The 26,350-nt window shown below is 40.3% G+C and carries 24 protein-coding genes and 1 pseudogene; 9 read left to right on the top strand and 16 right to left on the bottom strand.

Annotated elements, in window-relative coordinates:
• Window positions 1–297: 297 nt before the first annotated feature.
• The 5 genes from P4S59_RS01490 to P4S59_RS01470 form a co-directional block, all read right to left on the bottom strand.
• Window positions 298–1,389, bottom strand: a complete 1,092-nt coding sequence (locus P4S59_RS01490; protein WP_337167897.1) for a glycosyltransferase family 2 protein — start codon at window positions 1,387–1,389, stop codon at window positions 298–300.
• Window positions 1,361–2,833, bottom strand: a complete 1,473-nt coding sequence (locus P4S59_RS01485; RefSeq protein ID WP_337167896.1) for an oligosaccharide flippase family protein — start codon at window positions 2,831–2,833, stop codon at window positions 1,361–1,363. The genes P4S59_RS01490 and P4S59_RS01485 overlap by 29 nt, the downstream gene beginning before the upstream one ends.
• A 39-nt stretch (window positions 2,834–2,872) precedes the next feature.
• Window positions 2,873–3,847: a Wzz/FepE/Etk N-terminal domain-containing protein gene (locus P4S59_RS01480; RefSeq protein ID WP_337167895.1), complete on the bottom strand. Its 975-nt coding sequence runs from the start codon at window positions 3,845–3,847 to the stop codon at window positions 2,873–2,875.
• A 304-nt stretch (window positions 3,848–4,151) separates the two neighbouring features.
• A complete protein-coding gene (locus P4S59_RS01475) occupies window positions 4,152–6,824 on the bottom strand; it encodes an SLBB domain-containing protein (protein ID WP_337167894.1) in 2,673 nt (890 codons plus the stop codon).
• Window positions 6,825–6,890: 66 nt separating this feature from the next.
• The gene (locus P4S59_RS01470) at window positions 6,891–7,406 is read right to left on the bottom strand and encodes a porin family protein (protein ID WP_337167893.1); all 516 of its coding nucleotides are present in this window, start codon (window positions 7,404–7,406) and stop codon (window positions 6,891–6,893) included.
• Window positions 7,407–8,048: 642 nt separating this feature from the next.
• On the opposite strand from P4S59_RS01470, the gene P4S59_RS01465 reads away from it, so the two are divergent.
• From P4S59_RS01465 to waaA, 9 genes and pseudogenes are all read left to right on the top strand, one after another.
• Window positions 8,049–8,258, top strand: a complete 210-nt coding sequence (locus tag P4S59_RS01465) for a hypothetical protein (RefSeq protein ID WP_140094649.1) — start codon at window positions 8,049–8,051, stop codon at window positions 8,256–8,258.
• A gap of 67 nt (window positions 8,259–8,325) precedes the next feature.
• The gene (locus P4S59_RS01460) at window positions 8,326–9,000 is read left to right on the top strand and encodes a YjbF family lipoprotein (protein ID WP_337168626.1); all 675 of its coding nucleotides are present in this window, start codon (window positions 8,326–8,328) and stop codon (window positions 8,998–9,000) included.
• Entirely contained in the window at window positions 8,997–9,758 is a 762-nt protein-coding gene (locus P4S59_RS01455) for a YjbG polysaccharide synthesis-related protein (RefSeq protein ID WP_337167892.1), read from the top strand. The genes P4S59_RS01460 and P4S59_RS01455 overlap by 4 nt, the downstream gene beginning before the upstream one ends.
• A 2-nt stretch (window positions 9,759–9,760) precedes the next feature.
• On the top strand, window positions 9,761–11,959 hold the full coding sequence (locus P4S59_RS01450) for a YjbH domain-containing protein (RefSeq protein WP_337167891.1): 2,199 nt from the start codon (window positions 9,761–9,763) through the stop codon (window positions 11,957–11,959).
• 136 nt (window positions 11,960–12,095) lie between these two features.
• Complete coding sequence (gene rfaD, locus P4S59_RS01445) at window positions 12,096–13,037, top strand: ADP-glyceromanno-heptose 6-epimerase (RefSeq protein ID WP_337167890.1); 942 nt, start codon at window positions 12,096–12,098, stop codon at window positions 13,035–13,037.
• Between the two features lie 126 nt (window positions 13,038–13,163).
• Window positions 13,164–14,150, top strand: coding sequence for a lauroyl-Kdo(2)-lipid IV(A) myristoyltransferase (gene lpxM / locus P4S59_RS01440; protein WP_337167889.1), 987 nt, complete (start codon window positions 13,164–13,166; stop codon window positions 14,148–14,150).
• Window positions 14,147–14,869 carry a glycosyltransferase family 25 protein gene (locus P4S59_RS01435; protein ID WP_213889196.1) on the top strand — a complete coding sequence of 241 codons (723 nt, stop codon included), beginning with the start codon at window positions 14,147–14,149 and terminating at the stop codon, window positions 14,867–14,869. Before lpxM ends, P4S59_RS01435 begins: the two co-directional genes overlap by 4 nt.
• A pseudogene (gene waaF / locus P4S59_RS01430) lies at window positions 14,866–15,919 on the top strand (lipopolysaccharide heptosyltransferase II). Before P4S59_RS01435 ends, waaF begins: the two are co-directional and overlap by 4 nt.
• Window positions 15,913–17,181: a lipid IV(A) 3-deoxy-D-manno-octulosonic acid transferase gene (waaA, locus tag P4S59_RS01425; protein ID WP_258516098.1), complete on the top strand. Its 1,269-nt coding sequence runs from the start codon at window positions 15,913–15,915 to the stop codon at window positions 17,179–17,181. The pseudogene waaF and the gene waaA overlap by 7 nt, the downstream one beginning before the upstream one ends.
• Window positions 17,182–17,210: 29 nt before the next feature.
• On the opposite strand, the gene P4S59_RS01420 is transcribed toward waaA, so the two are convergent.
• The 11 genes from P4S59_RS01420 to rfbB form a co-directional block, all read right to left on the bottom strand.
• Entirely contained in the window at window positions 17,211–18,071 is an 861-nt protein-coding gene (locus P4S59_RS01420; protein WP_213911491.1) for a glycosyltransferase family 2 protein, read from the bottom strand.
• 80 nt (window positions 18,072–18,151) lie between these two features.
• The gene (locus P4S59_RS01415) at window positions 18,152–18,778 is read right to left on the bottom strand and encodes an acetyltransferase (RefSeq protein ID WP_180944539.1); all 627 of its coding nucleotides are present in this window, start codon (window positions 18,776–18,778) and stop codon (window positions 18,152–18,154) included.
• Window positions 18,779–18,780: 2 nt separating this feature from the next.
• Window positions 18,781–19,350, bottom strand: a complete 570-nt coding sequence (locus P4S59_RS01410) for a GNAT family N-acetyltransferase (protein WP_337167888.1) — start codon at window positions 19,348–19,350, stop codon at window positions 18,781–18,783.
• A complete protein-coding gene (locus P4S59_RS01405) occupies window positions 19,347–20,087 on the bottom strand; it encodes an SDR family NAD(P)-dependent oxidoreductase (RefSeq protein ID WP_318112636.1) in 741 nt (246 codons plus the stop codon). Before P4S59_RS01405 ends, P4S59_RS01410 begins: the two co-directional genes overlap by 4 nt.
• Entirely contained in the window at window positions 20,080–20,298 is a 219-nt protein-coding gene (locus P4S59_RS01400) for an acyl carrier protein (protein ID WP_140367251.1), read from the bottom strand. Before P4S59_RS01400 ends, P4S59_RS01405 begins: the two co-directional genes overlap by 8 nt.
• Window positions 20,299–21,366 carry a 3-oxoacyl-[acyl-carrier-protein] synthase III C-terminal domain-containing protein gene (locus tag P4S59_RS01395; protein WP_140367252.1) on the bottom strand — a complete coding sequence of 356 codons (1,068 nt, stop codon included), beginning with the start codon at window positions 21,364–21,366 and terminating at the stop codon, window positions 20,299–20,301.
• Between the two features lie 3 nt (window positions 21,367–21,369).
• The gene (locus P4S59_RS01390; protein ID WP_337167887.1) at window positions 21,370–21,597 is read right to left on the bottom strand and encodes a phosphopantetheine-binding protein; all 228 of its coding nucleotides are present in this window, start codon (window positions 21,595–21,597) and stop codon (window positions 21,370–21,372) included.
• A 4-nt stretch (window positions 21,598–21,601) separates the two neighbouring features.
• Window positions 21,602–23,137 (bottom strand): amino acid adenylation domain-containing protein, encoded by a 1,536-nt coding sequence (locus P4S59_RS01385; RefSeq protein WP_337167886.1) that lies wholly within the window; start codon window positions 23,135–23,137, stop codon window positions 21,602–21,604.
• Between the two features lie 24 nt (window positions 23,138–23,161).
• Entirely contained in the window at window positions 23,162–24,250 is a 1,089-nt protein-coding gene (locus P4S59_RS01380; protein WP_203345731.1) for a DegT/DnrJ/EryC1/StrS family aminotransferase, read from the bottom strand.
• A gap of 30 nt (window positions 24,251–24,280) precedes the next feature.
• On the bottom strand, window positions 24,281–25,153 hold the full coding sequence (gene rfbA, locus P4S59_RS01375) for a glucose-1-phosphate thymidylyltransferase RfbA (RefSeq protein ID WP_337167885.1): 873 nt from the start codon (window positions 25,151–25,153) through the stop codon (window positions 24,281–24,283).
• Window positions 25,153–26,217, bottom strand: coding sequence for a dTDP-glucose 4,6-dehydratase (rfbB, locus tag P4S59_RS01370; RefSeq protein ID WP_149192298.1), 1,065 nt, complete (start codon window positions 26,215–26,217; stop codon window positions 25,153–25,155). The genes rfbA and rfbB overlap by 1 nt, the downstream gene beginning before the upstream one ends.
• Window positions 26,218–26,350 lie beyond the last annotated feature (133 nt).

Raw genomic sequence — 26,350 nt, 5'->3', positions numbered from 1 at the left:
TATCATCATCAATTGACTCAAAGCTAGCGGGCCAATTAACTTTAATCGAGAATAGTTATATAAACCACCTTCAGAATCTCCTGGGCTAGTCAATTGTGAATAAGGGACTGCTAATGTTGTAAAGACGAAAAAAATGAAAAAATAGTATCTTTTCATAGTCTCGTTGTTTAGCCATTAGATAAAGCATAAACATCGCTTGTGGCAATGTAAGAATAACTGCATATATAGTTTCATGAAGAGCTAGATTCGCAGATATCAATAAAAATGAAAAGAAATGTAGTTTATATTTTGATGTAATCATTTCAATTTATCAGGTAATGTATCTAAGGTTTCTACAGAAACATTATAAGGCAATAACTTTAACTTATACTTAGACTTACTAACAATTTGCCCTATTATCTTTTTGATAACTTTCAAAAATAACGTTAAATGTGACGTCAAGCCACTATGTTTATAACCATCTAACCAAAATCTTTTCAAATGAGGTTCATAACTAAATAGTGCAGCATACATTTCATAGAAATCTAAAGGATATCTTTCGCCAAAAGCTTCGTGTACTTCTATTGAAGTTTGAGGATATATTGTTCTCTCACTCCATAGTCTAGGAATTTTTGGATACCACCTCTTTGAGATATTATCCCGAAGCCAAGGCATTTCTTCTATTTTTGCAAAGTGCTTTTTGCTAGCAGTCATACCGCCACCGGAACCTTTACTACCTCCATAGATAGTTAATGGCCAACTTACAAAATGAAATTCATCAATAATTAGCGAAATAGATATAGACAAGGATATATCCGGACATGAACCAACGACATAATTTCCCGTACTTTCTTTAACTTTTTCTAAAACACTCCTCTTGGTGATCCCATGATAAACTCTAGGTAAACCTCCAATAGAAACCCCTCCCCGTCTATAGAATTTTTCCAATTCACATTTGCTATTCTTAGACTTTAAAACCATTGACTTGTCTTTGGGAAGCCACAACTTCTCTTTGTCATGATAAAAGTTAGTTTTGTAAAACTCGACAGTATTCCACCAATAGTAGCCAGCTTCGTAAGTTAAATTTTCTAAACTATGCTTTTCCATTAATTCAACAGCATCAACAACTTTAGGTGAAACAAAGTCATCATCACCGATAAACAAAATGTATTTCCCAGAAGAATTTTCAATTGCAAGTTCTGTATTATCTGAAATAGGCATTGATTTAAAAGTGTAAAAATACTTTACTCTACTATCATTCAGAATTTTAGAACTCAAATCTTCTTTAATTTCAGAATTATCTTGGATTACAATTTCATAATTACCATCGATATTATCAATGATATTTTCAACAACAGGAATCAGTGTATGATATCGATTTTTAGTTGGAATAACGATAGATAAAAGCATATTTAGAACCAATAACGTAAATTATAAATATAAAAAATAGACCAATAAGTGGAGAAATGATGACTTTTAACATCCAATTAAAATCAAACATAAAGTAGTTAGTCATTTCAAAGGAAAGTATCATAATGGTTATTATCATTATGCTTGACACTGTTTTAATAAAAAATAGATGAGCGCCTTCGAACTTAAGACCAATAACCAAAGTCAAAGCTAAAAAATAAATAAGATTAACAAAAAGCCAATTATATGCCGGAGCCAATACTCCGTATAATGGAATTGAGTAGTATAATACCATTGGCGTTAGAAATACGAAGACAAAGCCTAATATTACATTCGCTTTATTGTATCCATTTGCCAAACCCAAATGGTAAGGTAAAAGTTGCATACATAAGAAAAATGCGCCAGCACTCATAATCGGTATAATTTTTGAAGTTTCTTTCGCTAGTTTTATATCTTGGGTCCAAAGAAAAATGACTTGATAAGAATAATAATATAGAGTCAATAGCAAACTTATAGAGATGAAAGATATTAGTATGTTTAAATATGTATATATCTTTCTCATTTCCCGATACTTATTATTTTCACATAATTTTGTAATTCTTGGATAAAATGTAGTAACGACAGGAAGACATACACTATATAAGAGTAAGGCAACAGAACTTGAAATACTATAGATACTCAAAGATTCCATACCAATGAAATGTGATATCATAAATTTATCAAGCTGCATCGTTATAGCAGAAATAATAGATACGACAAATAACCCACCAGCAAATCTTTTTATTTTCATGAGATAACTCAAATCAAACCTATATTCTTTTCTATTTCCAACCTCTTGCCAAAAACTCAACCTAATAAGAAAAAAGTATAATATAGATAGGATCATTTGATATACAAAGAATATAACCAAATCGGTAGTTATACAAAATATACCTATCGGAACAATAAGTCTTAAAACACTGTATATAATAGTAAAGACATTAGCTTTAACATGTTTTTCCATCCCCATAAAGCCAGCTCTATACACTACAGTGCATAATTGAAAACAAGCGCTAATCATCATAAAAAGAAACATTAACTTATTATTATCATCTGAATAGTTAATAGAAAATGTTAACAACTTTACTGCACTATCCGAAAAGACATAAGCCATTGTTGATATAATTAATAGAATGGTAAAATATGTTAATTCTAATGTTCTTAAAGCATTTCCCATTTTTGAAATATGACTGACTCTTGCAACATCTCTTGCAAAAGAAGGCGACAAACCTGCATCAGCAATATTCACAGTAAGAATGATAGAAGTATATAGTGCGATAAGACCGTAATCATTTAAGTCGATAAATTTGAGATATATAGGAACTACTGCTAAGTTAGCGAAAATAGACCAAAATTTACCAGCAAGGTTTGCCACTATATTTTTTATATTTTTATTATTAAGCATTATATTGATGTATCATTACGTTTCATTATGATAAAGAATTTACTTTGTCAATTTATTGTACGAGTTATATACAAACACTAAAATAAACCCAAATATAATACCAACCATCACCCCTAATATACAAATTAGAGAGCGTCTTGGTTCATCTTTAATTTCAGGGACAACAGGCGGATCAATTACTTTAAAAACAAACTCCTCTTGAACTTCTGCTAACATTAGACTTTTGGTCTGCTCTTCTATTAGCTTATAGAATGTACTTTGCATCTCTGATATCGCTGTTTTTCTTAATTGATTATTCAAATACAATAAATTTTGTGACGAATCTTTTATTGCCCGTTCTCGCATCACATAATTTATATCTGCTATCAACCACTCTACCCATTGCTTCGCTATATACGGTGAATAGTACTTTATAGAGATAGTATATAAGTTAGTATCTTTGTTCTGACTTACTTTCAGTATGTCATCTACAAATACTTCGAATGCTTCTTGAGCCGTAGGCTTTGCTCCACGCAAACCTTTCGCCTCTCTCTGCCATTCATCTGTAATTGGCTTATAAATATCTTCGTTAACAATTAGTTTATTGGTCTCTATATCCCAGCCTTTTACAGCCATTATAGGTATAAGTAACTCATGCTTATTAATAAACTTTTCTATAAACTGTCGAGATTTAAGGACTTGAATTGCTAGTTCAGTTTGTGAAGAGTCTGCGCCTCCAATGTTAACTCCAGCAAGCGCAGCTAACCCTCCTAGTTGCCCAGCCGTTTTTGAAAGACCACCTCCGTTTGAACTTTCTGCAGGTGCCAACAAAGCGTCAGCTTTATATATATTCGGTAAATTCAGTGCGTAAAATGCGGCGCCTAAAGCAAATAAAAATGTTGTCGCGATAATGATCCACTTGCCTTTCCATAAGACTTTAAAAAGCTCTCGCAAGTCGATTTCATCATCAATTGGTTGTTGGGGATTTGGTGGGTATGGCAGATAGTTTGGATTGGGTTCTTTTTGTGGTTCCATTGGTCTTTAATCCTAAGCTCTGAGGTTCGTTATATTAGACTCAGAGATTGGTGAAATTTGATTGATTATTCTCCGACTTTCAAAACACAACCGCGCTGTGACAAGATTCTTAGTCTCGCTTCGGCTCGCTGGAATGACGGGCTACGGCTGAATAATGCCACTATTGGTGTTCAGAGTAGTATTTGCCGTTTTGATTAATAATGTTCATAAAACTGAGCTTATGTAACTTCAATCGTTACATAAGCTCTTACTATTATTGTATTTCTAATCTTGCTTTAAGCTGATTAGGATGACCTGTCGTTCGTTACTTCAACGCGTTGATCGCTACACCTGTTTGGTAAAGGATCTGCGTGGCAGCGGTCCAAGTGCTTAATGCATCACGGTAGTCAGTATCGATTGGCACGACAATGGTATCGCCCGCTTTTAGTTCTTCATGGTTATTACCGAACCAGTAACCTGACGTTGGTTTGTAAACCGAGCCGTCTGCGCGTACAACGAAGATACGGTCTTCATCTGCTTGTTTTTTCGCACCGCCGGCTTTGTTCAAGTAATCATCGACATCTAGTTTGTTATCCAGCAGATATGTAATTGGAACTTGAACTTCACCCATGATCGAAACCGTGTTGCGGAAGGTCGGTACAAATAGGAAATCACCATCTTCTAACATAAAGTCCGCAGAACGCTCGTCTTTAAGGATACGATTCAGCTGTACAACCATACGCCCAAGAGCTTTGCTGCGACTTGCTTCTTCAACAAACTTCAGTGTTTTATCTGGGTCAGAGATCACCGACCCCATATTACTGTCTGCACGGAAGGTTTTCTTGGCAGTTTCTGCTCGCATATCAGCAGCATATTGGTTTAATAGCTTTTGCTCTTGAAGACGTAAAGCCTCGCGAGTGAAGATAGCCCCTTGCGGATGTGCGAATTCGGTTAAACCACCAGCACGCTCTAACAGTTCACCTAAGGTTTCACCCTGACGGACGGTGTAAGTACCAGGGAAGCGGACTTCGCCTTGTAGCGTTACTGTGCTTTGTAGTTTGACGTTGGGCTTCTCCAGAATATTCAAACGGTCTCTGCCAACAATAATGGCATCGTCAGCAGCACTACCCTGAATGGCTTGGCGTAAATCAATACGCTCAACATCAATAGAAGCGCGCTCATCTTTACTGTTAATTACCGTACGAGCTAACTCTGCGTTGATGGTAAATGCGTTATAAGTTAAACCACCCGCTGCCTCGATTAAGGTAGAAATCGTCATACGTGGAGTTATTGGGTAACGCCCAGGATGTTTTACCTCACCGAAGACTTCCGCAATTTGCGGAGCCAAACCCAAACGCGATTGCTGTTGAAGTTGCAGCAATACAGGAGCAAGCAACGTACGACGCGTATTTTGTTTTAATGCTTCAAAATCGTCTTTAGTGATTTCTTTGCCACGGAACACGATCTTTGGTTGTTTTAAATCTTTTTCTAGTGGAGTGGCAGAAGAAACAGCCACTGATGAGCTCATGACTTCTTGCTCTTTCAATTGATCTTGTTGTGCTTGAAGTTGAGCTTGCTCCAATGTTTTCGCTTTGGTAACGGTTTCTTGATCCGCTAATGTATCTAAATCTTCATTATTAAAGCGGTTAAATACCAAGACTCGATCGCGAGAGTTGAGCTTCAAGTTATCTTTACTTTTTGGAGAAAGAATCGCGTTAGCAAGATTGACCTGATAAACCTCGATATCGCGTTGAGGGTTAATCTCACGTACAACAATGGCGTAGCTTACATCTGCCGTAGAATTAAATGAGGTATCAACGGATTGGAATAAGTCTGCAATATGTAGACCGCTCCTCCACTCTATAAAGCCCGGATGACGAACATCACCTTCAATTTGTACGTAACGGGTCAGCTCTTCATTTTTCTTAAGCACATTAACCGCATCACCATCTTTGACTTTAGTTTGTTGGTCATGTGACTGGCTAAAGTTCAGTGTTAATGCATCGCGAGCACCTTTAGCCGCATAACGCTTCACCTCGATTTGATCGCTATAAGCATTAGCCGTAAAACCGCCAGCCATTTGAATCGCTTGCTTATAGGTTTCACCTGGTTTGATTTCATAGATTGCAGGGCGGTTTACTTCACCATCGATTGAAATCGTGTTACCTAATGCACCGATGAAGACCACGTCTCCTGGTAGCAAGCGGATGTCATTACGCGCATCGCCTTTGAGTAGCAGGTCGTACATATCCAGTTTACGAATTACCTGACCATTGCGCTTAAGTTGCACGTTACGAAGGGCGCCACTCTCACTAAAGCCACCACTGTAATAAATAGCTTGAGAGACCGTAGTTAGGGCGCTCACCGTGTAAGCGCCAGGCTTGTAGGCATCACCCATCACAAAAACTTGCATGGTGCGCATTTCTCCCAACGAAATATCACTACGAACCCCGATCATTTGCTCTTTTACACGCTGGTTTAAAGAATCGCGCACGTCAGAGAATCTCATCCCCGCCACTTGAACAGGACCAAGAGAAGGGAAATTAATGATACCAGCGCGATTAACACGAAGACGATGCGTCGTGTTCTCTTTACCAAACAGTTGGATAACGATTTCATCACCAGCTCCTACCGTGTAGTCAGCCGGAACAGGCACATCACTGATTGGTGCAAACGTCGTCGGTGAACCTGCAAACAAATCTAAACCAAAACGCTTTAGACCTTGCTCGTCTTTTTCGGCGTCGTTTACTTTTGCTTCAGTCGCGCTGCTAGCAACCGGACGTTGTTCAATCACTTGAGGATTTTGGTAACTGCTTGGCTGAGACGAAGCGCCGGATGGAATAGAGATACCATACTTACTCGCCAGTGCTTGTTGCTGGTCAGCAGGTAAGTTCTGAAACATCTGAATTTGTTCTGGGGTTGGAGTCTGCGCATTAGTAAGCGGCGCAAATAGGCTTGCCAGAATGCAAGCACCTATCGAGAAATATCCTTTGAGCATGATAATTCGCTATTTAAAGTCAGGAGTTAAAAATCCTAGCCACAAAACTAGGCACTAGGTCTTTAATTAAAATCGGTGTTGAAAGCCAAGAGTAATTGCGTTCAAGCGAACCTGCTCTTCAGATGTGCTATCTACGAACTCAAAGACAACCGCATTCTGCTTGTCCAAAGCATAATGCATACCCAAGCCAAAGCTAAAGCCTTGATCTTTATTAGGGCCTACATTTTGTTGGTCAATCTGGGCACTCGAATAACCGGCAAGTCCGTAAAGTGCTACACGCTCAGAGACAGGCATATTCAACTTAATAAAACCACTCGCAAGACTATCTACTGCAAGTCCGCTATCTCGTTGAACAGAAGTTCCGTAACGTGCTTCAAAAGCGAGGTAATCATTGAAGAAGTAACCAGCTTGCGCTTGAAGAAGGAAAGGGTTTCCCTCGGTTACTGGAGAAGAGGAATGATGAAATTCAGCGTTAGAGTAACTTACTAACGCACCAGCATAAAAATCTGCTGAGGCAGAAAATGAGCACAAGCCTAAGCTGATTGCACTCAACGCCCCTAGCCATGGTCGTTTATTAATCACGTAAGTGTTCCTTGGGTGTCGACTGACCGCTGCACATTATGAACGACGCGCGCAGTGAATGTCTGTTAACTTTTGTCAATTTCGCTTGTGCATTTACACGCTACCGCCCGGCGGCATTACGCGTTAGCCACTGTTCGCTGATTCCCGATTCATTCGGTTTATTGATATAAATATTCTTTTTACGCCTCACTTTTGCGACTAACCGTTCAAAAAAACAATCTTTTATAAACGCAACACAAAAGCTGGCAAATTATGCATGTATTAGCGCAAAACGGCAAGGGGGCAAAAACGTCTCAGATTTCCGTTTATGGTTCGTAAATTCTCACGAATGAGAAAGACACTGGCTGTCAGCCGCTTAAAACAGAACACCACTACGGATGCATTGAACAAAAAATGTGAACGTTTGCGTAAACTCAGACGTGGCTTGAAGTAACGCAGCAAAAATAAGCATTTTGATTAAATACAACTATCAAACCTAAGCAATTCTCTATTCTCAGTCTTGCAACAATTTTTCTTTAACGTTAGGCAAATTCACATAGGAAACTGTTTACATGCTGATTGTTTTTTAACTAAAATAAACGATGGTATGTTCTAAACAGACCAAACATCGATGTTTTAAAATCTGAAATACAAGGATTAATAATGAAGAACACAGCTCTAGCTATTCTTATGGCTCTAAGCGCATCAACTGCATTTGCAGCTGAAGAAGCAGGTTCTGCTGGTGCCGCATCTGCGTCTGCCACTGGTACAACTGCAGTAGCGGTAGGTGCAGCAGCAGCAGTAACTGTAGTAGCGGTTGCAGCGTCAGATAGTGACTCAACTACAACTACGACTACTAGTGTTAAAAAATAAGCAAGCCTAGCTTGACTTATATATCGCCCTGATTTCTCAGGGCGATTTTATTTGTAATGAGGGAATGATGAACACCTTTCTATCGCTAAAATGGATGCGCTTACTTATTGCCCTACCTTTACTGAACTCAATCTTCGGCTGTACACAAAAATTTAATGACGTATCCGCGACAATCCAAGAAGCTTATGGCAACTACATCGATGTCGAGCTAACGCCAGAAGAAATTGAAGCAGTTCCTTATGCTAGTGCTTACTTAAAAATTGGTGACCAAAAACAGGTCTTCGTAGTGTTGGCCTTTGCTGAGCAAAACCCATTAACTGGCAATACCCAATTAAAGTGGGTAAGTGCAGACAAGGCAATGGTGGTAACAGAGAACGGTCATATTGTTAAAACTATTGGTTTGCAAACCACCAATCTAGCAGGCATTTATGGCAACGTTCCTGCCTACTCAGCACCCTCTGTGCAATATTCTCTTTCTTACGATTGGGCTGACAAATACCGTTATGGGTTCCCGGCTAAAGTCCAACGTTCTCGTCAAGGTAAAGAAACCGTCATAACCCCTATTTCATCTACCTCTACTGATGTTTATACCGAGGTTGTAACGTTTACTAGCTTAGAAAAAAGTGTGGAGAACCAATACTGGGTAAACGGTAAAGGAGAAGTAGTGAAAACACGTCAACACTTAGGTCCAAACATGGCGCCTGTTGAATTGACGATTCTGAAAGGGTACAGCAAATCATGAATAAGCGACTGCTATTTTTATTAAACCTAAGTTTAACGACAACGATTCTGGCAACACCTACTACCGTTCGAGCTCAAAATCACACCCCATCACCGCTCAATATAGAACTTGTCGGAACGGGCAAAGCATTGCAGTTCCAACAAGCGGCACGTTTAGAGAGCTTACTTAAGCATGTACAAGAACGACAAGTCGCCCTGCAATACCCTTTAGCTGTGACTCTATTTGATAATTCCGAGACAGCAGTACAAGGAAGTACTGCATTAAAGAATTCGGTGTTGAACCAAATGATTCAACATAATTTAGTTGCACACCCATTTTACAAGTTTATCCAACAAAGCCAGTTTGCACCTCGCGTCCTATCCGCCATTGATGTGGATCGCATCCGTCTAAATAAATTTGATAACCCTCTTATACAAGGTCAATTTGCGTTAAGTGCACCAAAACGTGAAGAAAAAGTGTTGTATGTGGGTAACTTGGAAAAAGTCTACGCGGTAGAAAACCAAGCGGGTATCGCTCTGTATGAACAGGTCGAGAATCTAGGTTCAAGTGACATTGGTGAGTTCGCCTATCCGCCAGTTCTGATTTACCCGGATGGCAGGATCGTTCATCCTCACCATGGCAGTTGGTTAACCACTCAATATTACTTACCACCACTTACCATGGTGTACATACCGTTTGATGAGTTCGAAACATCACAAATGGATAAAGATATTGTCGCTCTACTTGCACAACGTAAACCAACCTCATCGAAGAATTAAACATGAACCTGATCAGAACCAGTTTATCCCTTTCTTTAATGGGTCCAGCGTTGGTGTGGGCTCAAGACATGCCTTTCGAAGCACCACCATTGCAACCATCACAAATGGACTTTGGTGGTGTCGGCTTAATGCAGATGCCAACAGGTCGTATGGCACCTGAAGGCGAGTTTAACTTTGCTGTTACCGGCAGCGATGAGTACCTTTTTTACAATGTCACACTACAAGTGATGCCCTGGTTAGAAACGACTATTCGCTATACTAGAGTCAATGATGTTCTTTATAGTGAAGACCCAACGTTTTCTGGTGATACAAAATTTACGGATAAAGGTATCGACTTTAAAGTTAGACTTTTACAAGAATCAAGTTACCTACCGGAACTTTCTATTGGGGTGCGTGATTTTGCAGGTACCGGTCTTTTTGATGGTGAGTTTGTTGCTGCAACAAAACGTTATTCTAACCCAAACCTTGGTACCTTTGATTTCACTTTAGGTATGGGCTGGGGCTACTTAGGTACGCGCGACAACATCAGCAACCCAGCTTGTAAGCTGTCCGATAGTTTCTGTGAACGCCCTTCAGACTTTAAAGTTAATGGCGGTAGTGTTGATTTTGAACGCTGGTTCAAAGGTCCTGCTGCACTCTTTGGTGGTGTCGAGTATCAAACTTTGCACGCACCACTGCGATTTAAGCTTGAATACGACAGCAACGACTACAGTGAAGACTATCCTGTGGTACGTGGTAGTATAGACATGACACCTCATACGCCTTGGAACTTTGGTGTTCTGTATCGTTTAGGGCATATGGCCGATTTTCGTTTGAGCTACGAGCGCGGTGATACGTTAGTTGCAGGCGTAAGCCTTTACACAAACTTCAATGATATGCCGTCTTTCTGGCGTGATGCTCCAACTCCAGAAGTTGAAGACAAACAACCAGAGCAGTTATCTGATGTAGATTGGGAACGTGTTACCGAGGAGCTGGATAAGATTGCTGGCTACCAAAATACCCAACTCTATGTTGAAGACAATACCGTCTCGATTGTTGGCGAACAGAAAAAGTATCGTGATCGCAACGAAGCTCATGAAAAAGCGGCGGCAATCCTTTACAACGAAATGCCAAACAACATTGATACCTTTACTATTAATGAACGTAGTGGTGGATTAATCGGTGATCAAACGGCTATCTCGAAAGAGAAATACCGTGACTTTGCAGAAGTTAACTACATCACTCCTAGCATTGAAGACGCAACTTCAAAAGGAAATGAAAAACCACAAGGTAATCTTATCTACGACGGTTTTGAGCGTTTCGATTATGGCTTTTCCCCGCAACTGGTTCAAACACTGGGTGCTGCTGAAACATTTTACTTCTTTAGTGTGGGACTTAAAGGTGAAGCCTCTTATTGGCTGACAGATGACTTAGAAGTAGGCGGTGCTCTTTATTGGGATTGGTACAACAACTACGACAAGTTTAACTACGTCACTCCGCCGGATGGCACGACGATACCTCGTGTACGCACGATGTTTAGGGCCTATAGAGATGAATATCCTGTAACTATGCAGAATCTTCAATTAACTTGGTTCAAAGAGTACTCAGATACCATGGACCAACAGTTCTACGCCGGTTATCTAGAGAGCATGTTTGCGGGTGTGGGTACCGAATTCTTATATCGACCGAAAGGCGCAAACTGGGCGATCGGTGCAGATGTAAACTTGATCTCTCAACGTGACCCGCAAAGTTACTTCGGTGTGTACGATGAAAAGTGGCAGTATGTTCCAGAATACGGAGATCCTTTCCAAGTTATTGATAAAGGCTTCACAGGTTTCGTTTCTGCGTATTACTACCCCCAATGGGATTTTCTATCCAATTTGATGGTACAAGTAGATGTGGGGCAGTTCCTCGGTGGTGACGTCGGTACTCAAATAAACATAGCTAAGCAGTTTGACAGTGGCGTAATCGCCGGTGCTTACGCTTCGTTTACGAATTTAACTGCAGAAGAGTTTGGTGAAGGCAGTTTTACTAAAGGTCTCTACATTTCGATTCCATACGATATCATGACAGTGAAACCAAGTAACAATAGAGCAAACTTCTCTTGGCAACCAATCACTCGTGATGGTGGTCAGAAGCTAAATAGAAAATACGAACTTATTCAATTAACAGACGAGCGCAACCCTTGGTACCAGAGACCAAACGCGTCAAACGCTGAATAACAACACTATTTAAGGGAGCTTCAGCTCCCTTTTACTTATGCCCAAGCGCTCTTTACCTTTCTTTTCCTTCCAATAGCGCAAATTTCTGTTTCTTGCTAGAATTCCTGAGAAAATTTTAATCTATGGTGGAAGTCTTATGATCATCGTAACTGGTGGTGCTGGCATGATCGGCAGCAACATTGTTAAAGCACTGAACGAAGCAGGTATTAACGATATTCTGGTTGTCGACAACCTAAAAAATGGCAAGAAGTTTAAAAACTTAGTTGATCTTGATATCACAGATTACATGGATCGTGATGACTTTCTGACCCAAATTATGGCGGGCGATGATTTTGGTCCGATTGAGGCAATTTTCCACGAAGGTGCTTGTTCTGCAACGACTGAGTGGGATGGTAAGTACATGATGCTAAACAACTACGAGTACTCTAAAGAGCTGCTGCATTACTGTTTAGATCGCGAGATTCCATTCCTATACGCTTCTTCAGCAGCCACTTACGGCGATACAGAGACTTTCGTTGAAGAACGCGAATACGAAGGCGCACTGAATGTATACGGTTACTCGAAACAGCAGTTTGATAACTACGTTCGTCGCCTATGGCAAGACGCTGAAGAACATGGTGAGACCCTTTCTCAAATCACTGGCTTCCGCTACTTCAACGTATATGGCCCCCGTGAAGACCACAAAGGTAGCATGGCATCAGTTGCGTTCCACCTAAACAACCAACTTAACGCAGGTGAAAATCCTAAATTGTTCGCGGGCAGCGAATCATTCAAACGCGACTTCGTTTACGTTGGTGATGTATGTAAAGTTAACCTGTGGTTCTTAGAAAACGGCGTATCAGGCATTTTTAACTGTGGTACTGGCCGTGCTGAATCTTTTGAAGAGGTAGCAAAAGCAGTTATCAAGCATCATGGCAAAGGCCAAATTGAAACCATCCCATTCCCTGAGCACCTAAAAGGCGCTTACCAAGAATTCACGCAAGCGGATCTGACCAAACTGCGCACCGCAGGTTGTGATGTTGAATTCAAGACAGTTGCAGATGGCGTTGCCGAATACTTAACTATCCAAAACAGTTAAGCACCACAAGGTGGTAGAACCATAACCTGCCACCTTTACTCAAGTGCAATAGCCTGTATCATTCCTAACTATCTTTTTCTCATTTAAACCACTTCGCCCGAACACGAATAGGTAACTAGACACGCCATGACCATAAAACGTGATGACTTCAACCCCAAAGCATATAACCCTGAGTTTAAGCGCCACTTTCTGTCGCCTAAGTACTGGGGCACGTGGTTAGGTGTTATCTTATTTTTACCGTTATCATTAATGCCACTGGGTGTACAAAAGTGGTTGGCGAAAACCATAGCCAAAAAACTGTCTAAATCCCACAAAGGTCCAGCTCATCGAGCGAGGGTTAACTTTGAGCTGTGTTTTCCGGAAAAGTCGTTCCAAGAACGTGAAGCTTTGATAGAAAAAACACTCTACACAGCGGCCATGTTCTTTTTTCGCTTCGGGTTACTAAGTTTACGCTCACCAAAATGGCTTCAGAACCGTTGCCAAATTCGCGGCCTAGACATTTTACGACAGCACATTGATAACAACGAAAATGTGATTTTAATGGTTCCCCACTCTTGGGCAATTGATGTGCCTGCTATCTTGCTCGCGTCAATGGGAATGCCAGTTTCTGCAATGGCGAAGAAACAAAAGAATGATGTTGCTGACTGGCTGATGCACAAGCAAAGAGTTCAATATGGTGGTCGTGTTTATGAACGCTCAGGTGGCATTAAGCCTTTTCTGAAGTCTATTCGAGATGGCTACGTGGGGTATTATCTACCCGATCAAGATCACGGCCCAGAGCATAGTGTGTTTGTGGATTTTTTTGCAACACGTAAAGCAACGCTACCTGGTTTAGGCAAAATTGCGAAACTATCACGCTCAAAAGTACTGCCTCTATTTGCGTCGATGAACACTGAAGATGGTACGTTTGATATTGAGATTTTACCAGCGTTTGAGCTGGATAAAGGCGAAGAGCAAGACGCTCGTACCTGTAATGAAGCCATTGAATATTTTGTCGGTGATAAACCCGAACAATATATGTGGGTACTACAGTTGCTGCACTCTCAAGAAGACGGCAATAACTATTACAATTTGTTTAAACCAAGATATAACAGCGACTGGAAAGTACAGTGAAAGTATTTGTCGTAAGCTTGGCTCGATCGCTAGATCGCCGAGAACGTATTGAAGAAAAGTTAAAACAACAAGGCATTACGTTTGAATTTTTTGATGCAGTAGATGGCTCTGTTGACCGTTTTCTTCATTCAGAAAAAAGTCGTCCAACCATTACTCTACGCCGCAAAGGGTATCAATTAAAAACCAGTGAAGTCGCCTGTTTTGCAAGCCATTACGAGTTGTGGGTTCGCTGTGTTGAGCTTAATGAACCGATCGTCATCTTAGAAGATAACGTCGACCCCGTAGAGGGGCTGCAGCAAGTACTCGAATATACCCTTCCATTGACTTCTAATTATGACTACATCAAGTTGTCTGCCACTCAGAAGCGTGTATTCACCCCAATCGTACCTATTGATGATAATCATATGCTAGGGGGATACTCAGCAGGCACTTGTGGTACCACCGCTTACATCGTCACACCTAAAGCAGCCTCAAAGTTTGTTATGCATGCTCAAAAGTTTATTGAACCAGTCGATGACTACATGGAAAAACCATGGAGACATGGTGTTCAAGTTTACAGCGTGTCTCCAGATCTCTTTACTAGAGCAGAGATTGCTTCGACGATTGGTGGTAAAAGAAAAGATAAATCCAAAATGACTCTTGCGAATAAAATATACGCTGAACTTTTTAGAACTTATGAGTCAATTTTGAAATTCCTATACTGGAAAAACAAAGCATGAAGATTTTAGTCATTGGCCCTGCATGGGTCGGCGATATGGTAATGTCGCAATCGTTATATATCGTATTAAAGCAACGTCATCCAGATAGCCAAATTGACGTTATCGCTCCAGGATGGTGTAAACCGATTCTTGAGCGTATGCCAGAAGTCCACCAAGCGATTGAAATGCCTATAGGTCATGGTGAATTTAACTTATTAGGCCGCAGGGAAATTGGTAAATCATTACGTGAAAAGCAATATGACCACGCCTATATCTTGCCTAAATCAGCGAAATCAGCACTGATCCCATGGTTTGCAAACATTCCTCTTCGTACTGGCTGGAAGGGAGAAATGCGCTATGGTTTATTGAATGACTTACGCCCTAACATGAAGTCTTTTCAGTACATGGTAGAGCGCTATGTAGCGTTAGCTTATCCAAAAGCAGAAATGGTAGATTCTAACTCTCTTGGCGGGCTTGAAACCTTACCTCGCCCACGCCTTGCAATCAACGAAGCAGAGCAACAAGCCACGATCCAAAAGTTCAACTTAACGCAAGACCAACCAATCATTGGACTGTGCCCAGGAGCAGAGTTTGGTCCCGCAAAAAAATGGCCCGAAACACACTACGCTGAAGTTGCGACGCAAATGGCTCGATCTGGGCATCAAATATGGTTGTTTGGTTCTCAAAAGGACTTAGAGACTTGTAACAATATTCGCGCACTTGTTCCGACGCAATTCCATGAGCACATTCATGTTCTGGCAGGCCAAACTAGCTTAATTGAAGCAGTCGATCTACTTGCTGCATGTAAGACTGTTGTCGCGAATGACTCAGGCTTAATGCATGTGGCAGCTGCGGTTGGTTGTAATGTTGTTGCCGTGTATGGCTCAACTTCACCGAAGTACACCCCCACTCGCAGAAAAAGTGGAGATTGTTCATACCGATATTGATTGTCGCCCTTGTTTCCAGCGTGAATGTCAATACAAACACCTTAAGTGCTTGACAGAACTTTCGCCTAAGCAAGTGCTAGATAGCATCCAAAAACTTGACGCTATTACGATAAGCTCATGTTAGTTCGTATTGTTTATACCTTACTACTCGCTCTAGCGTCACCGCTGCTTTTATTTGGTTTGTACAAGAGCAAACCAAATAAGCCTCAGTTTGGCTCTCGCTGGAAAGAGCACTTTGGTATCACCCCCAAGCTAAAAAGCAACGACAAACCTATTTGGATACATGCCGTATCTGTTGGTGAAAGCATAGCAGCGACACCTTTAATCAAAGCCCTTAAGGAACAAAACCCCGAGCAATCTATTCTAGTTACTACAACAACAAGTACCGGAGCTGAACAGATTGCTAAGTTGGGTGATTTAGTTGAACACCGCTATATGCCAATTGACTTTGGTTTTGCTATCAAAGGTTTTCTTAAAGCAGTACAACCAAAACAAATGTTGATCATTGAGACTGAGCTGTGGCCAAACACGCTTCACAATGTTTACAAAGCGGGTATCCCTATAACAGTCGTGAATGCGCGCCTATCTGAAAAATCGTGTCAGAACTACGCCAAAATACAGCGGCTTTTTAACCAGCTTCATCCATGCCTAACTCAAGTACTCTGCCAAACGGATTCAGATGCAGAGCGCTTCGAACGCTTAGGCGTTGAGAAAAAGAAACTATCCGTTACTGGCTCGATTAAGTTCGATATTCAAATATCAGAGCAAGTGAAACAGCAAGGACAGCAGCTTCGAGCCCAGCTTGGAAAGGATCGTCCAATTTGGATTGCAGCTAGCACCCACAAAGGCGAGGACGAACAGGTATTAGATGCACATAGACAAGTTTTAAAATCTCATCCAAATGCATTACTTATTTTGGTTCCTCGCCATCCGGAACGATTTGATGATGTATTCACGCTTTGCCAACAGCAAGGATTTAAAACTGTGCGTCGTACTTCAACGCATGCAGTAGAGACGAATACTCAAGTATATCTCGGCGATACAATGGGTGAGATGCTAACGTTGATTGGCGCAGCGGACATCTGCTTTATGGGTGGAAGCCTAATTGGAGATAAGGTTGGTGGGCACAATGTATTGGAGCCTGCTGCTTTGGGCGTCCCTATTATCAATGGTCCAAGCTTCTTTAACTTCAAAGAAATCGTACATGAAATGAAGCAGAACAACCTCATCAAAATTGTGAAAAATGAGGATGAACTGGCAAGAGCTATCGTGGCTCTAATTAAAGACGTCGCAGCTCATGAGCGCATCACGTCAGAGCTTGCTCATTTTATGTTAGCAAACTCAGGCTCCTTACAACGTACCACCACAGCCAACTCTTCTATCTAAAAAAGCCGAGTATTAACTCGGCTGCTTTTTTAAACTTTAGCTGTAAGCCAACGCTTTATTTTCTTTCGGTAATATTTTTTCGACTTTTTCAAATATATAACTAAAAAGCACTTCCAGTACTTATAATTGTAAATCTTGTTCAAGCCCAAAATACGGATTTTATAATACGTAAACTCTCGCTCTTCTGCCGCTGGGTCTTGTGCTTGTTGTAAACTCCAAGAGCCTTCATGCATACTACGATAAACTGACATTATTTCAGGGAGATACCAAGCTCCGTGCTCGATACTATTGATAATTTGCAATACAGAGTGCTCGCCATAAAGCTTGAAAAAGTCTTCATGTTGATAAATTAGGTCAAAAAACGGCTCTTTTCTAATAAACATCGATGCCATAGGCATAGTGTCTCCGCCCTTCTTAATGACATACTGATAAGATATTTTCTTTTCTAAATCGCCTTGGTATCCGTATTTCTTGTCAACCAACTGGTCTTTTAGCAAAGTCAAAGAAGGATGAAAACAAACATTAATATCCTTGTGGTATGCCAATGCTTTAAGCTGTTTTTGAAGCTTGTTGTCATCAACCCAATAATCATCACCTTCACAAAAAGCTATATACTCCCCATCAACATGAGGTAACATGTTAAAAAGTACAGCAGATGATCCTTTAGAGTATATATTTTCCTCTGGATAAATTCTCTTTACTTGGCATTTACCAGAATACTCATTAAAAACCTTATCGATAACTTTTCGACTATTGTCAGAGGAGCAATCATCATGTATGAGCAACTCGTATTCAAAGTCTACCGTCTGATTAAGTATAGATAAAAGTGTCTGCTCAATATATTTCTCGTGATTATAGCAGGTACAAATGACTGAGACTTTAGTGGACATTTTTTCCTCTGTCTTCTAATTTATCGGTTAAGTAGAGTTATTTCTTCAGCTATATTTCTAGGGATGATATTCATTAATAACTAACTAATTTTTCTTGCCGGATTTCCAAATACAGTAGTATTTGGCTTGACATTCCTTATAACGACACTCCCTATGCCAACTGAAGCATAATCACCTACCTTTATATTAGGATGTAATATTGCACCTGAGCCGATAGTAACGTAATCACCAATAAAAACATGTCCATTTATAGCAGCGTTTCCTAATACTGTAACATAATCACCGACAACACAGTCATGACCAATACCATTGCTACAGTTAACAATAGTGTACTTTCCTATTTTTACATCTGAAGATATAGTACAGCGAGGGTTAATAATACTCCCCTCACCTATGACAACATTCTGTCCAATAAGTGCATTATTGCTCACGAAGGATTTCGGTGTACCACCATGCATCAATGCTTGTTCAATAACTTTCTTCCTTGGTAAGGAGGTTCCAACACAAACTAAAAACTCAAAACCTTTTTCTTCAGCAATCGAATCTAATACTTTTACTGGTACACCATCATAAGACTCGATTGAACTGTAATTAGAGTCGGTCACTAAAAAACCTCGAAGCTCCTCTAACATAGGCGACTGCTCAGCGACTAACCATCCATAAACTTCCTTAGCTAATCCACCCGCACCCAGAATATATAAGCTCACAATCAACCTCTAGTCATTAAAATATAGTCGGATCCACTACTGATCATATTAAAGCCATTATTTTGATAAAACAGTATCGCGTGCTCGTTTTCTTTATTTACGTGAAGAGAACAAGGGGTATTCCCTGAACTGGCTCGCTCAATAAACCTATTTAGTAGCGCAGTTCCTATCCCAACATTAGTTTTAAAAGCATGAATTTTATTTAGGTACAAACCAGATGTCTCAAGCGGTGCAACTCTTTTAGAAAACTCCGTGGCTAAAGATATAATCTTTTTCTTGTCAATAGCTGACTTATTGTCTAGGAGTATCTTCAAGGAAGTCGCAGAGCGAAATTTTTTCTCTTTCGCGGGGAAGTAGCAAGAGTATCCAACGAACTCGCCATGATAAAATGCAGCATCTCCAACACATAGATCCGTTCCGCTCGTTATAATCAATCGATAAACTTTTGCAATACACTCAGATTCATCTTGAGATAGCTGCATATAGAACAAAGGATCAAGTTGGCAAACAGATTTCGCCACGACTTCTATTTCATTATCATTTAACTGCTCAAGTGGCTTAAATCCAATCACAATAAACTCTTTCCACCATCTAGTACAATCTCCTGTCCTGTTAACCATCGCGACTCTTCGCTAATTAAGAAGTTACAAAGAGATGCAACATCTCCTGGCTTCCCTAACCCTAATGGATAGCTTGCCCTTAATTCTGTGAACTTCTCTGATGACATCGTCGACTCTACAAACTCAGCATGCTTTGTCTGAACCCATCCAGGGAGAATACTATTGCAAGTTATACCTCTCGGAGCTAATTCGACCGCTAAAGTGCGCATTAACCCGTTCAGAGCCGCTTTTGATGACGAATACGCAGATAAACCTGGCTCTCCGCTGATCGATGCAATAGAGGATATAAAGAGTATTGAGCTTCCATCGTGAGAAAATTGTGACTTAGCAAAACAATGTGCAAACATAGCTTGTGAGACGAAGTTTAGCTGCATCATCTCCTTAAAATCCTGCTCTTTTGTAACTCGAAATGGCTTTATCTTATGGAAACCAGCACAGCCAATAAAACCGCTGAGTTTCGCACCTATGTCATTAACAATAGTTTTAAACAAATCCTTTACATCTGACAACTCGTTGTTGTCAAAGAGGTAATAACGTACATTAGGGTTATCTAACTCATCGATAGCTTTTTTTAGCGATTCGATATTCCTTCCTATTAAAATTGGAACACAGTCACTTTCAATTAACCGCTTCGCAACAGATTTTCCAATGTCGGACGTAGCCCCTGTAATTAAGATATACTTAGCCATTTAAAACTAACTTATGTAAATCAGTAAAAGTTTTTGCATTTTTTAACTGTTCGTGTGATACATTTACATCATATTCATCTTGAGCCATTGCAATAAACGATAGCTGAGCTAATGAGTCCCACGACTCCATTTCTGAGAACTCAGAATCCATATCCAATTCTTCCATCTCAATGTCTAATATCTCAATCAAGTGTTCTTTAAACTGCTCCATTTATAACTCCAATTCTATTATTTTACATACGGATAATTCACTCAAATCACAAATAGCGGCTCCCCAACTCAGACCAACTCCAAAACCTGCCAAGATAGCTCGTTTGCCAACAAAAGTGTGCGCACCTTGCCAAGCTTCAGCTATAGACAGAGGGATCGTTGCTGATGATGAATTACCATATTTTTTGATAACTTCAGAAGGCAATTGGTTCGAATCAAGTTGCAGTCCAGTTCTGAATCTCTGAAGAATAAACTCATTTGCTTGATGCAGAAAAAAATAATCTACTGGATTTTCAGTCGCATGATCCGAAGTAAATCGTTTAAGGAAAGATAGTGCTTTCGTTTGAGTGAATGTGAATACGTCTCGACCTTGCATAACTAAATGCTCCAAAGAACGTAAGTTCCCCTCTTCATCCTCTTCCAAAGTTGAACTTCCTTCTTGGTAAGGTATCGCCAGACCACCTACTGGGATGTTCAAAGCCATAGCACCTTGGCCGTCATGATGTATCTCTAGAGGTGCTCTATCAACAGTATCTTTATATTCTACAAGAGTCACAACTATAGCATCACCAACAAGGGGGTAAGAGTTTCTATCTTTCTTTGAAACTTTTAGACTCAGTACATCGCCAGTAATCAGTAATATCTTCTTGGCATCACTATTACGGATGATACTAGAGGATTCGAATAAACCTCGAATATAACCATTACATCCATCATTAATATCAATGCAATAGCAATCTTCATTGAAGTCAAACATGCCATGTATTATCGAAGAGGTTGATGGAATCAAGTAGTCAGGTGTCTGAGTTACAACAACTATTGCATCTATATCATCGTACGAAACACCTAGTACTTTCGGTAAGTTTTCAAGTAACGGCTTTACCATCTCACTAAAACAAATTGGTTTAGAAACTACGCGATGCTGCTCATAACCCATCAACTTTTTCAGTTTCTTAGAGCTCTGTTCTGTATGAGAGTAATTTTCGATCTCGTCATCGAAATAAGAAATATGCTTGGGTACCGCGGCAAGTATTCCCTTTAATGCTATATTACCAATATTACTTTTCATAAGTTAACCCTGAATCGTTTTAAGATACTCACCAATAACACGCGGCGAAACAAAATTCTCAGGAACCAAACCTTCACCAGGGATTGAAATAGCTAGCTGAGCTTCGATCTCACTTACTAGGACTAACAAATCAAAAGAGTCCAACAGACCTGACTCAAAAAGTTCAGTATCTTTAGTAAACTCGTGTTCTGGTTTCATTGTGGTTAGGATTGCTATAATTTTTTCATACATACTACTATTTAACCTTTACAAATTCTTGTAGCGCTTTCTCTGAAAAAGCTTTTCTATTTAACTTACCATTTGGCGTAAAAAGCATTTCTTGTACAAAGCCAACCTTGCTTGGAATCATGTACTTTGGTAAACGTTTCGCCAGTGCAACTTTAAGCTCAACTTCACTCATCGAACTACTGCATTGAACAAAAGAATAAAGCACTTTATCTTCTGATAAATAACCAACAACACACTGTTCGACAGCATCTAGATCCATGATCTGAGACTCAATTTCGCCAAGTTCTATACGATAGCCATTGTGCTTAATCTGGAAGTCTTTTCTACCAATATAATAAATTAAACCATCAACAAGTCTAACCAAGTCTCCGGTACGATAGATCATATCAATATATTTATCTTGAAGTGGGTTTTGACAAAATACTTCTTCTGTTTTTTCTGAGTTAGCCCAATACCCAAGCGCTAAGCTAGAGCCTCGAACGCACAATTCACCTTCATCATTACGCTGGTCGTTTTCATCTAGGATTAAAATTCCTGAGTTATGGCAAGGGATTCCTATAGGTAAGCTATCCCCATCCCAGTCTGACGGCACATCATAGTAGGTGCAATCAACGGTAATTTCTGTTGGTCCGTACAAGTTAGAGTAATGAGCATTAGGATGCTTATCTAACCAGTACTTAATCGTCTTCGCTGGCATTACTTCTCCAGCAAACAATACATTCTTCAAGCATGGCAATTGAAACTGATCAAGTAACTTAAGGTTCGCAATATTTACAAGCAATGAAGGAACCCAGAAGATCGTTGTTATTGCTTTTTCTTTCAGGTATTCAAGTGTTTTCTGAGGAAAAATAAACACGCTTTCAGGAATAACATGCAATTCTGCCGCATTAGACAGCGCCAAATAGATGTCTAAAGTCGAGTTATCAAAGAATAGTGGAGCTTGACTACCAATAATATCAGCCTTGCTCACTTCATAGGCTGAATTAGCCCAATCTATATAATCAATAACACTAGAATGGCAAATAGTGACACCTTTTGGTGTGCCTGTAGAGCCTGAAGTAAAAATTATATAACATGGATCTTTATCAATAACGGTTTGATTAAACTTTTCGATATCATCCCAAATATCTTGCATAGGTAGCTTAGATGTTGGTATTTCATCGATATTAATAGTTGAAATTGGACTATCTAATTCTAATGAATTTAATAAATTTCGTGACGTTTCATCATAAAGAACAAGACAATCTTGAAGGTTAGATAAGATCTTTAATAGTCGTTCTTTAGGTGAGTTAATGTCTACGGGACAGTAAATCCCTCCAGCCATTGTCGCAGAAAAGATCATGGAGAGTGCATTTACAGATTTTTTCGCAAACACAACAATCGGCTTGTTTAAACTTCCCTGCTGTCTTAGTTGCAATGAGATAGCATATGACTTTGCTGTACTTTCTGCATAAGTCAAAGAGTGGATCGAATCCGAAACACAAATATTTTCTGGATGTTTCATCGACGATGCTTGTAGATATTTCAGGATGCTGTTTCTCATCTTATACTCTCTTTTTGCAACCAATCATGATTTTTTAAGTATTTGTTTTATCTTGTTTACCATTGATTCACACAAATCAAAATATATAGGCAAGCATAAGATCCTTTTACTAGTCGAGCGACTAACTTCACATGGAGTTCCTTCATGACCATAACTATCGACAAGATCTAAACTTGGATAAAAGTACCTTCTTGGAAAGATGTTATTCGCTTCCAAATTAGCCTTAGCTCTAAGTAATGACTGCTCCGAATCAAACACAATTGGTACATACGCACCATTAGGTTTTGAGCTATCCAACCAATTTTGCATTTGGAAAACACCAGAAAGGTGGGTTTGATAACTTTGCCATAAGCCTCTTCGCTTGGTCATGATACTTTCTATATCATCTAGAACACAGTGACCCATAGCGGCTTCAAACTCATTCATCTTGGCATTAGTTCCAACGCCTTCTATCGAATCCGGTCCAGTTATTCCAAAGTTAATCATAGAGCGTACTTTAGCTGCTAGCTCATCACATTGTGTAATCACAGCTCCACCCTCTATCGTGTGGAATAACTTTGTGGCATGGAAACTTAATGTACTTATATCACCGTACGTTAATACACTTTCTTTATTTAGGTCCACACCAAAAGCATGAGCGGCATCATAGATAACTTTTAGGCCGTGCTTGTTTGCTATAGCTTGAATCTCATTGACTTTACATGGGTTACCAAACACGTGCACCGGTACTATTGCAGACGTTTTTTCTGTAATAAGATCTTCAATTAAATCAGGATTGATATTAAAGGTATCACTTTCAATATCACAAAAAACAGGGGTTAAATTTTCCCAATTAAGCGTGCTTGTGGTCGCAGCGAAAGAGAAAGGTGTTGTGACCACCTCTCCAGCTAGATTAAGTGCTTTGTAAGCAACTTGAAGTGCCAATGAGCCATTTGCAACCAATATAACATGCTTAACACCAAGATACTCAGCTAGTCGAGATTCTAAATCCTTAACGAGAGGACCACTATTGGTCAACCAACCGCTCTCGTACACACGATCAACATATTGTTTATACTTATCTTTTGACGGTAGATATGGTTTTGTTACAGGAACAATTTCATTGCTCATCATTTAATATCTCATTGCAACTAACGAGTAGTGCTATTTTTGTTCGGTGACTAACTCGGAAAGGTAACGTCCGTAATCATTTTTTTGCATCGGTTTTGCAATGGATAGTATCTGGTCTCTTGTTAACCACCCATTGCGCCACGCAATCTCTTCTAAACAGGCAACTTTAAGACCTTGAACATTTTCAATGGTTTGAACAAACGAAGAAGCTTCATGTAGGCTTTCATGCGTTCCAGTATCTAACCAAGCAAAGCCGCGCCCTAGTAATTGAACATTCAGGTCACCTCGCTCAAGGTACATTTGGTTTAGCGTCGAAATCTCTAATTCACCACGAGCTGAAGGTTTGACCTTTTTTGCCAATTCGACGACTCGGTTATCATAAAAATACAGCCCAGTGACAGCATAATTGGATTTAGGCTTTACTGGTTTTTCTTCAATCGAAGTCGCCTGCATATTGGCATCAAATTCTACAACGCCAAATCGCTCAGGATCTTTAACCTGATAACCGAATACCGTCGCACCACGGGTCTTCATCGCAGCTTGCTGAAGGATAGGTGTGAACCCTTGCCCATAAAAGATGTTGTCACCTAACACCAAACATACTGAGTCATCGCCAATGAAGTCTTCACCAATGATGAAGGCTTGAGCTAAGCCATCTGGGCTTGGTTGAATCGCGTATTGCAACTCAATGCCAAACTCTGAGCCATCACCCAATAGGCGCTGAAATCCTTCCTGGTCTTCTGGCGTGGTGATGATCAAGATTTCACGAATACCAGCTAGCATGAGTACCGACAACGGGTAGTAAATCATTGGTTTGTCATAAACCGGCAGTAACTGCTTAGAAACACCGCGTGTAATAGGGTAAAGGCGAGTGCCCGAGCCACCTGCTAAAATAATGCCTTTCATTATTCGCCCGCTCCTAATCGCTCTAAACTGTATGAACCATCAAGCACACGTTGCCACCATTGTGGGTTGTTTAGGTACCATTCGACGGTTTTGCGAATACCGCTTTCAAACGTTTCTTCTGGCGTCCAGCCAAGCTCTTGAGCAATCTTGGTGGCATCAATTGCGTAACGCACATCATGACCTGGGCGATCTTTCACATACGTGATCAAAGATTCATAAGACTCAACACCTGCAGGTTTGTTTGGTCGCAGCTCTTCAAGCAAAGCACAAATGGTTTTCACCACTTCGATGTTGGCTTTTTCGTTATGGCCACCAATGTTGTAGGTTTCACCGACTTCACCTTCGTTGACCACTTTGTACAGCGCGCGAGCATGGTCTTCCACAAACAGCCAATCTCGGATCTGCATACCATCACCATACACAGGCAACGGCTTGCCATCGAGGGCATTTAAAATCATCAGAGGGATCAACTTCTCTGGGAAGTGGTACGGGCCATAGTTGTTGGAGCAATTCGTGATAAGTGTTGGTAAGCCATAAGTACGTTGCCAAGCGCGAACCAGGTGATCGCTCGAAGCTTTAGATGCAGAATATGGGCTGCTCGGCGCGTATGAGGTGGTTTCGGTGAACAAATCGTCCGTACCCTCTAAATCGCCATACACTTCATCCGTAGAAATATGATGAAAACGGAATGCCGATTGGCGCGCTTCATCTAAGCCCGACCAATATTGACGAGCCGCTTCAAGCAAATGGTAAGTGCCCATCACGTTGGTCTCAATAAAAGCAGCAGGACCATCAATAGAGCGATCGACATGAGACTCGGCGGCCAAATGCATCACCCTATCGGGTTGATGCTCTGAAAACACGCGATCTAGTTCAGCTCGGTCACAGATATCCACTTGCTCGAAGTGGTAACGTTCACTCTCTGAGACATCAACCAGTGATTCTAGATTCCCTGCGTAGGTCAGTTTATCTAAATTGATGACGGTATCTTGGGTGTCACGAATGATATGTCGGACAACAGCTGACCCAATGAAGCCTGCTCCACCGGTTACTAATATTTTCATTACAAATGTTACCTACGTTAATTTGTGTGCCATCAGATACACATGAATACTTTATGATTATTGTAGTTTATAGACTCACTCGAGCATCGTTAGACTCAAGAGGGCCTACTTAGAGTAATCGATATAAAATGAT

The organism is Vibrio sp. M60_M70 (assembly GCF_037162085.1).
Taxonomy (GTDB): domain Bacteria; phylum Pseudomonadota; class Gammaproteobacteria; order Enterobacterales; family Vibrionaceae; genus Vibrio; species Vibrio diabolicus.
Note: the sequence above shows the minus strand (reverse complement) of the source record. Positions and strands in the feature narration are given on the sequence as shown.

Bases quoted from the DNA above. Each gene is read 5' to 3' on its own strand.
- P4S59_RS01455 (WP_337167892.1), top strand. From the start codon at position 8,997: ATGAATAAGCGACTGCTATTTTTATTAAACCTAAGTTTAACGACAACG.
- P4S59_RS01480 (WP_337167895.1), bottom strand. From the start codon at position 3,847: ATGGAACCACAAAAAGAACCCAATCCAAACTATCTGCCATACCCACCA.
- P4S59_RS01420 (WP_213911491.1), bottom strand. From the start codon at position 18,071: ATGTCCACTAAAGTCTCAGTCATTTGTACCTGCTATAATCACGAGAAA.
- rfbA (WP_337167885.1), bottom strand. From the start codon at position 25,153: ATGAAAGGCATTATTTTAGCAGGTGGCTCGGGCACTCGCCTTTACCCT.
- P4S59_RS01405 (WP_318112636.1), bottom strand. From the start codon at position 20,087: ATGGCTAAGTATATCTTAATTACAGGGGCTACGTCCGACATTGGAAAA.
- P4S59_RS01385 (WP_337167886.1), bottom strand. From the start codon at position 23,137: ATGAGAAACAGCATCCTGAAATATCTACAAGCATCGTCGATGAAACAT.
- waaA (WP_258516098.1), top strand. From the start codon at position 15,913: ATGTTAGTTCGTATTGTTTATACCTTACTACTCGCTCTAGCGTCACCG.
- lpxM (WP_337167889.1), top strand. From the start codon at position 13,164: ATGACCATAAAACGTGATGACTTCAACCCCAAAGCATATAACCCTGAG.
- P4S59_RS01475 (WP_337167894.1), bottom strand. From the start codon at position 6,824: ATGCTCAAAGGATATTTCTCGATAGGTGCTTGCATTCTGGCAAGCCTA.
- P4S59_RS01485 (WP_337167896.1), bottom strand. From the start codon at position 2,833: ATGCTTAATAATAAAAATATAAAAAATATAGTGGCAAACCTTGCTGGT.
- P4S59_RS01465 (WP_140094649.1), top strand. From the start codon at position 8,049: ATGAAGAACACAGCTCTAGCTATTCTTATGGCTCTAAGCGCATCAACT.
- P4S59_RS01380 (WP_203345731.1), bottom strand. From the start codon at position 24,250: ATGATGAGCAATGAAATTGTTCCTGTAACAAAACCATATCTACCGTCA.
- rfaD (WP_337167890.1), top strand. From the start codon at position 12,096: ATGATCATCGTAACTGGTGGTGCTGGCATGATCGGCAGCAACATTGTT.
- P4S59_RS01395 (WP_140367252.1), bottom strand. From the start codon at position 21,366: ATGAAAAGTAATATTGGTAATATAGCATTAAAGGGAATACTTGCCGCG.
- P4S59_RS01450 (WP_337167891.1), top strand. From the start codon at position 9,761: ATGAACCTGATCAGAACCAGTTTATCCCTTTCTTTAATGGGTCCAGCG.
- P4S59_RS01400 (WP_140367251.1), bottom strand. From the start codon at position 20,298: ATGGAGCAGTTTAAAGAACACTTGATTGAGATATTAGACATTGAGATG.
- P4S59_RS01390 (WP_337167887.1), bottom strand. From the start codon at position 21,597: ATGTATGAAAAAATTATAGCAATCCTAACCACAATGAAACCAGAACAC.
- rfbB (WP_149192298.1), bottom strand. From the start codon at position 26,217: ATGAAAATATTAGTAACCGGTGGAGCAGGCTTCATTGGGTCAGCTGTT.
- P4S59_RS01490 (WP_337167897.1), bottom strand. From the start codon at position 1,389: ATGCTTTTATCTATCGTTATTCCAACTAAAAATCGATATCATACACTG.
- P4S59_RS01460 (WP_337168626.1), top strand. From the start codon at position 8,326: ATGAACACCTTTCTATCGCTAAAATGGATGCGCTTACTTATTGCCCTA.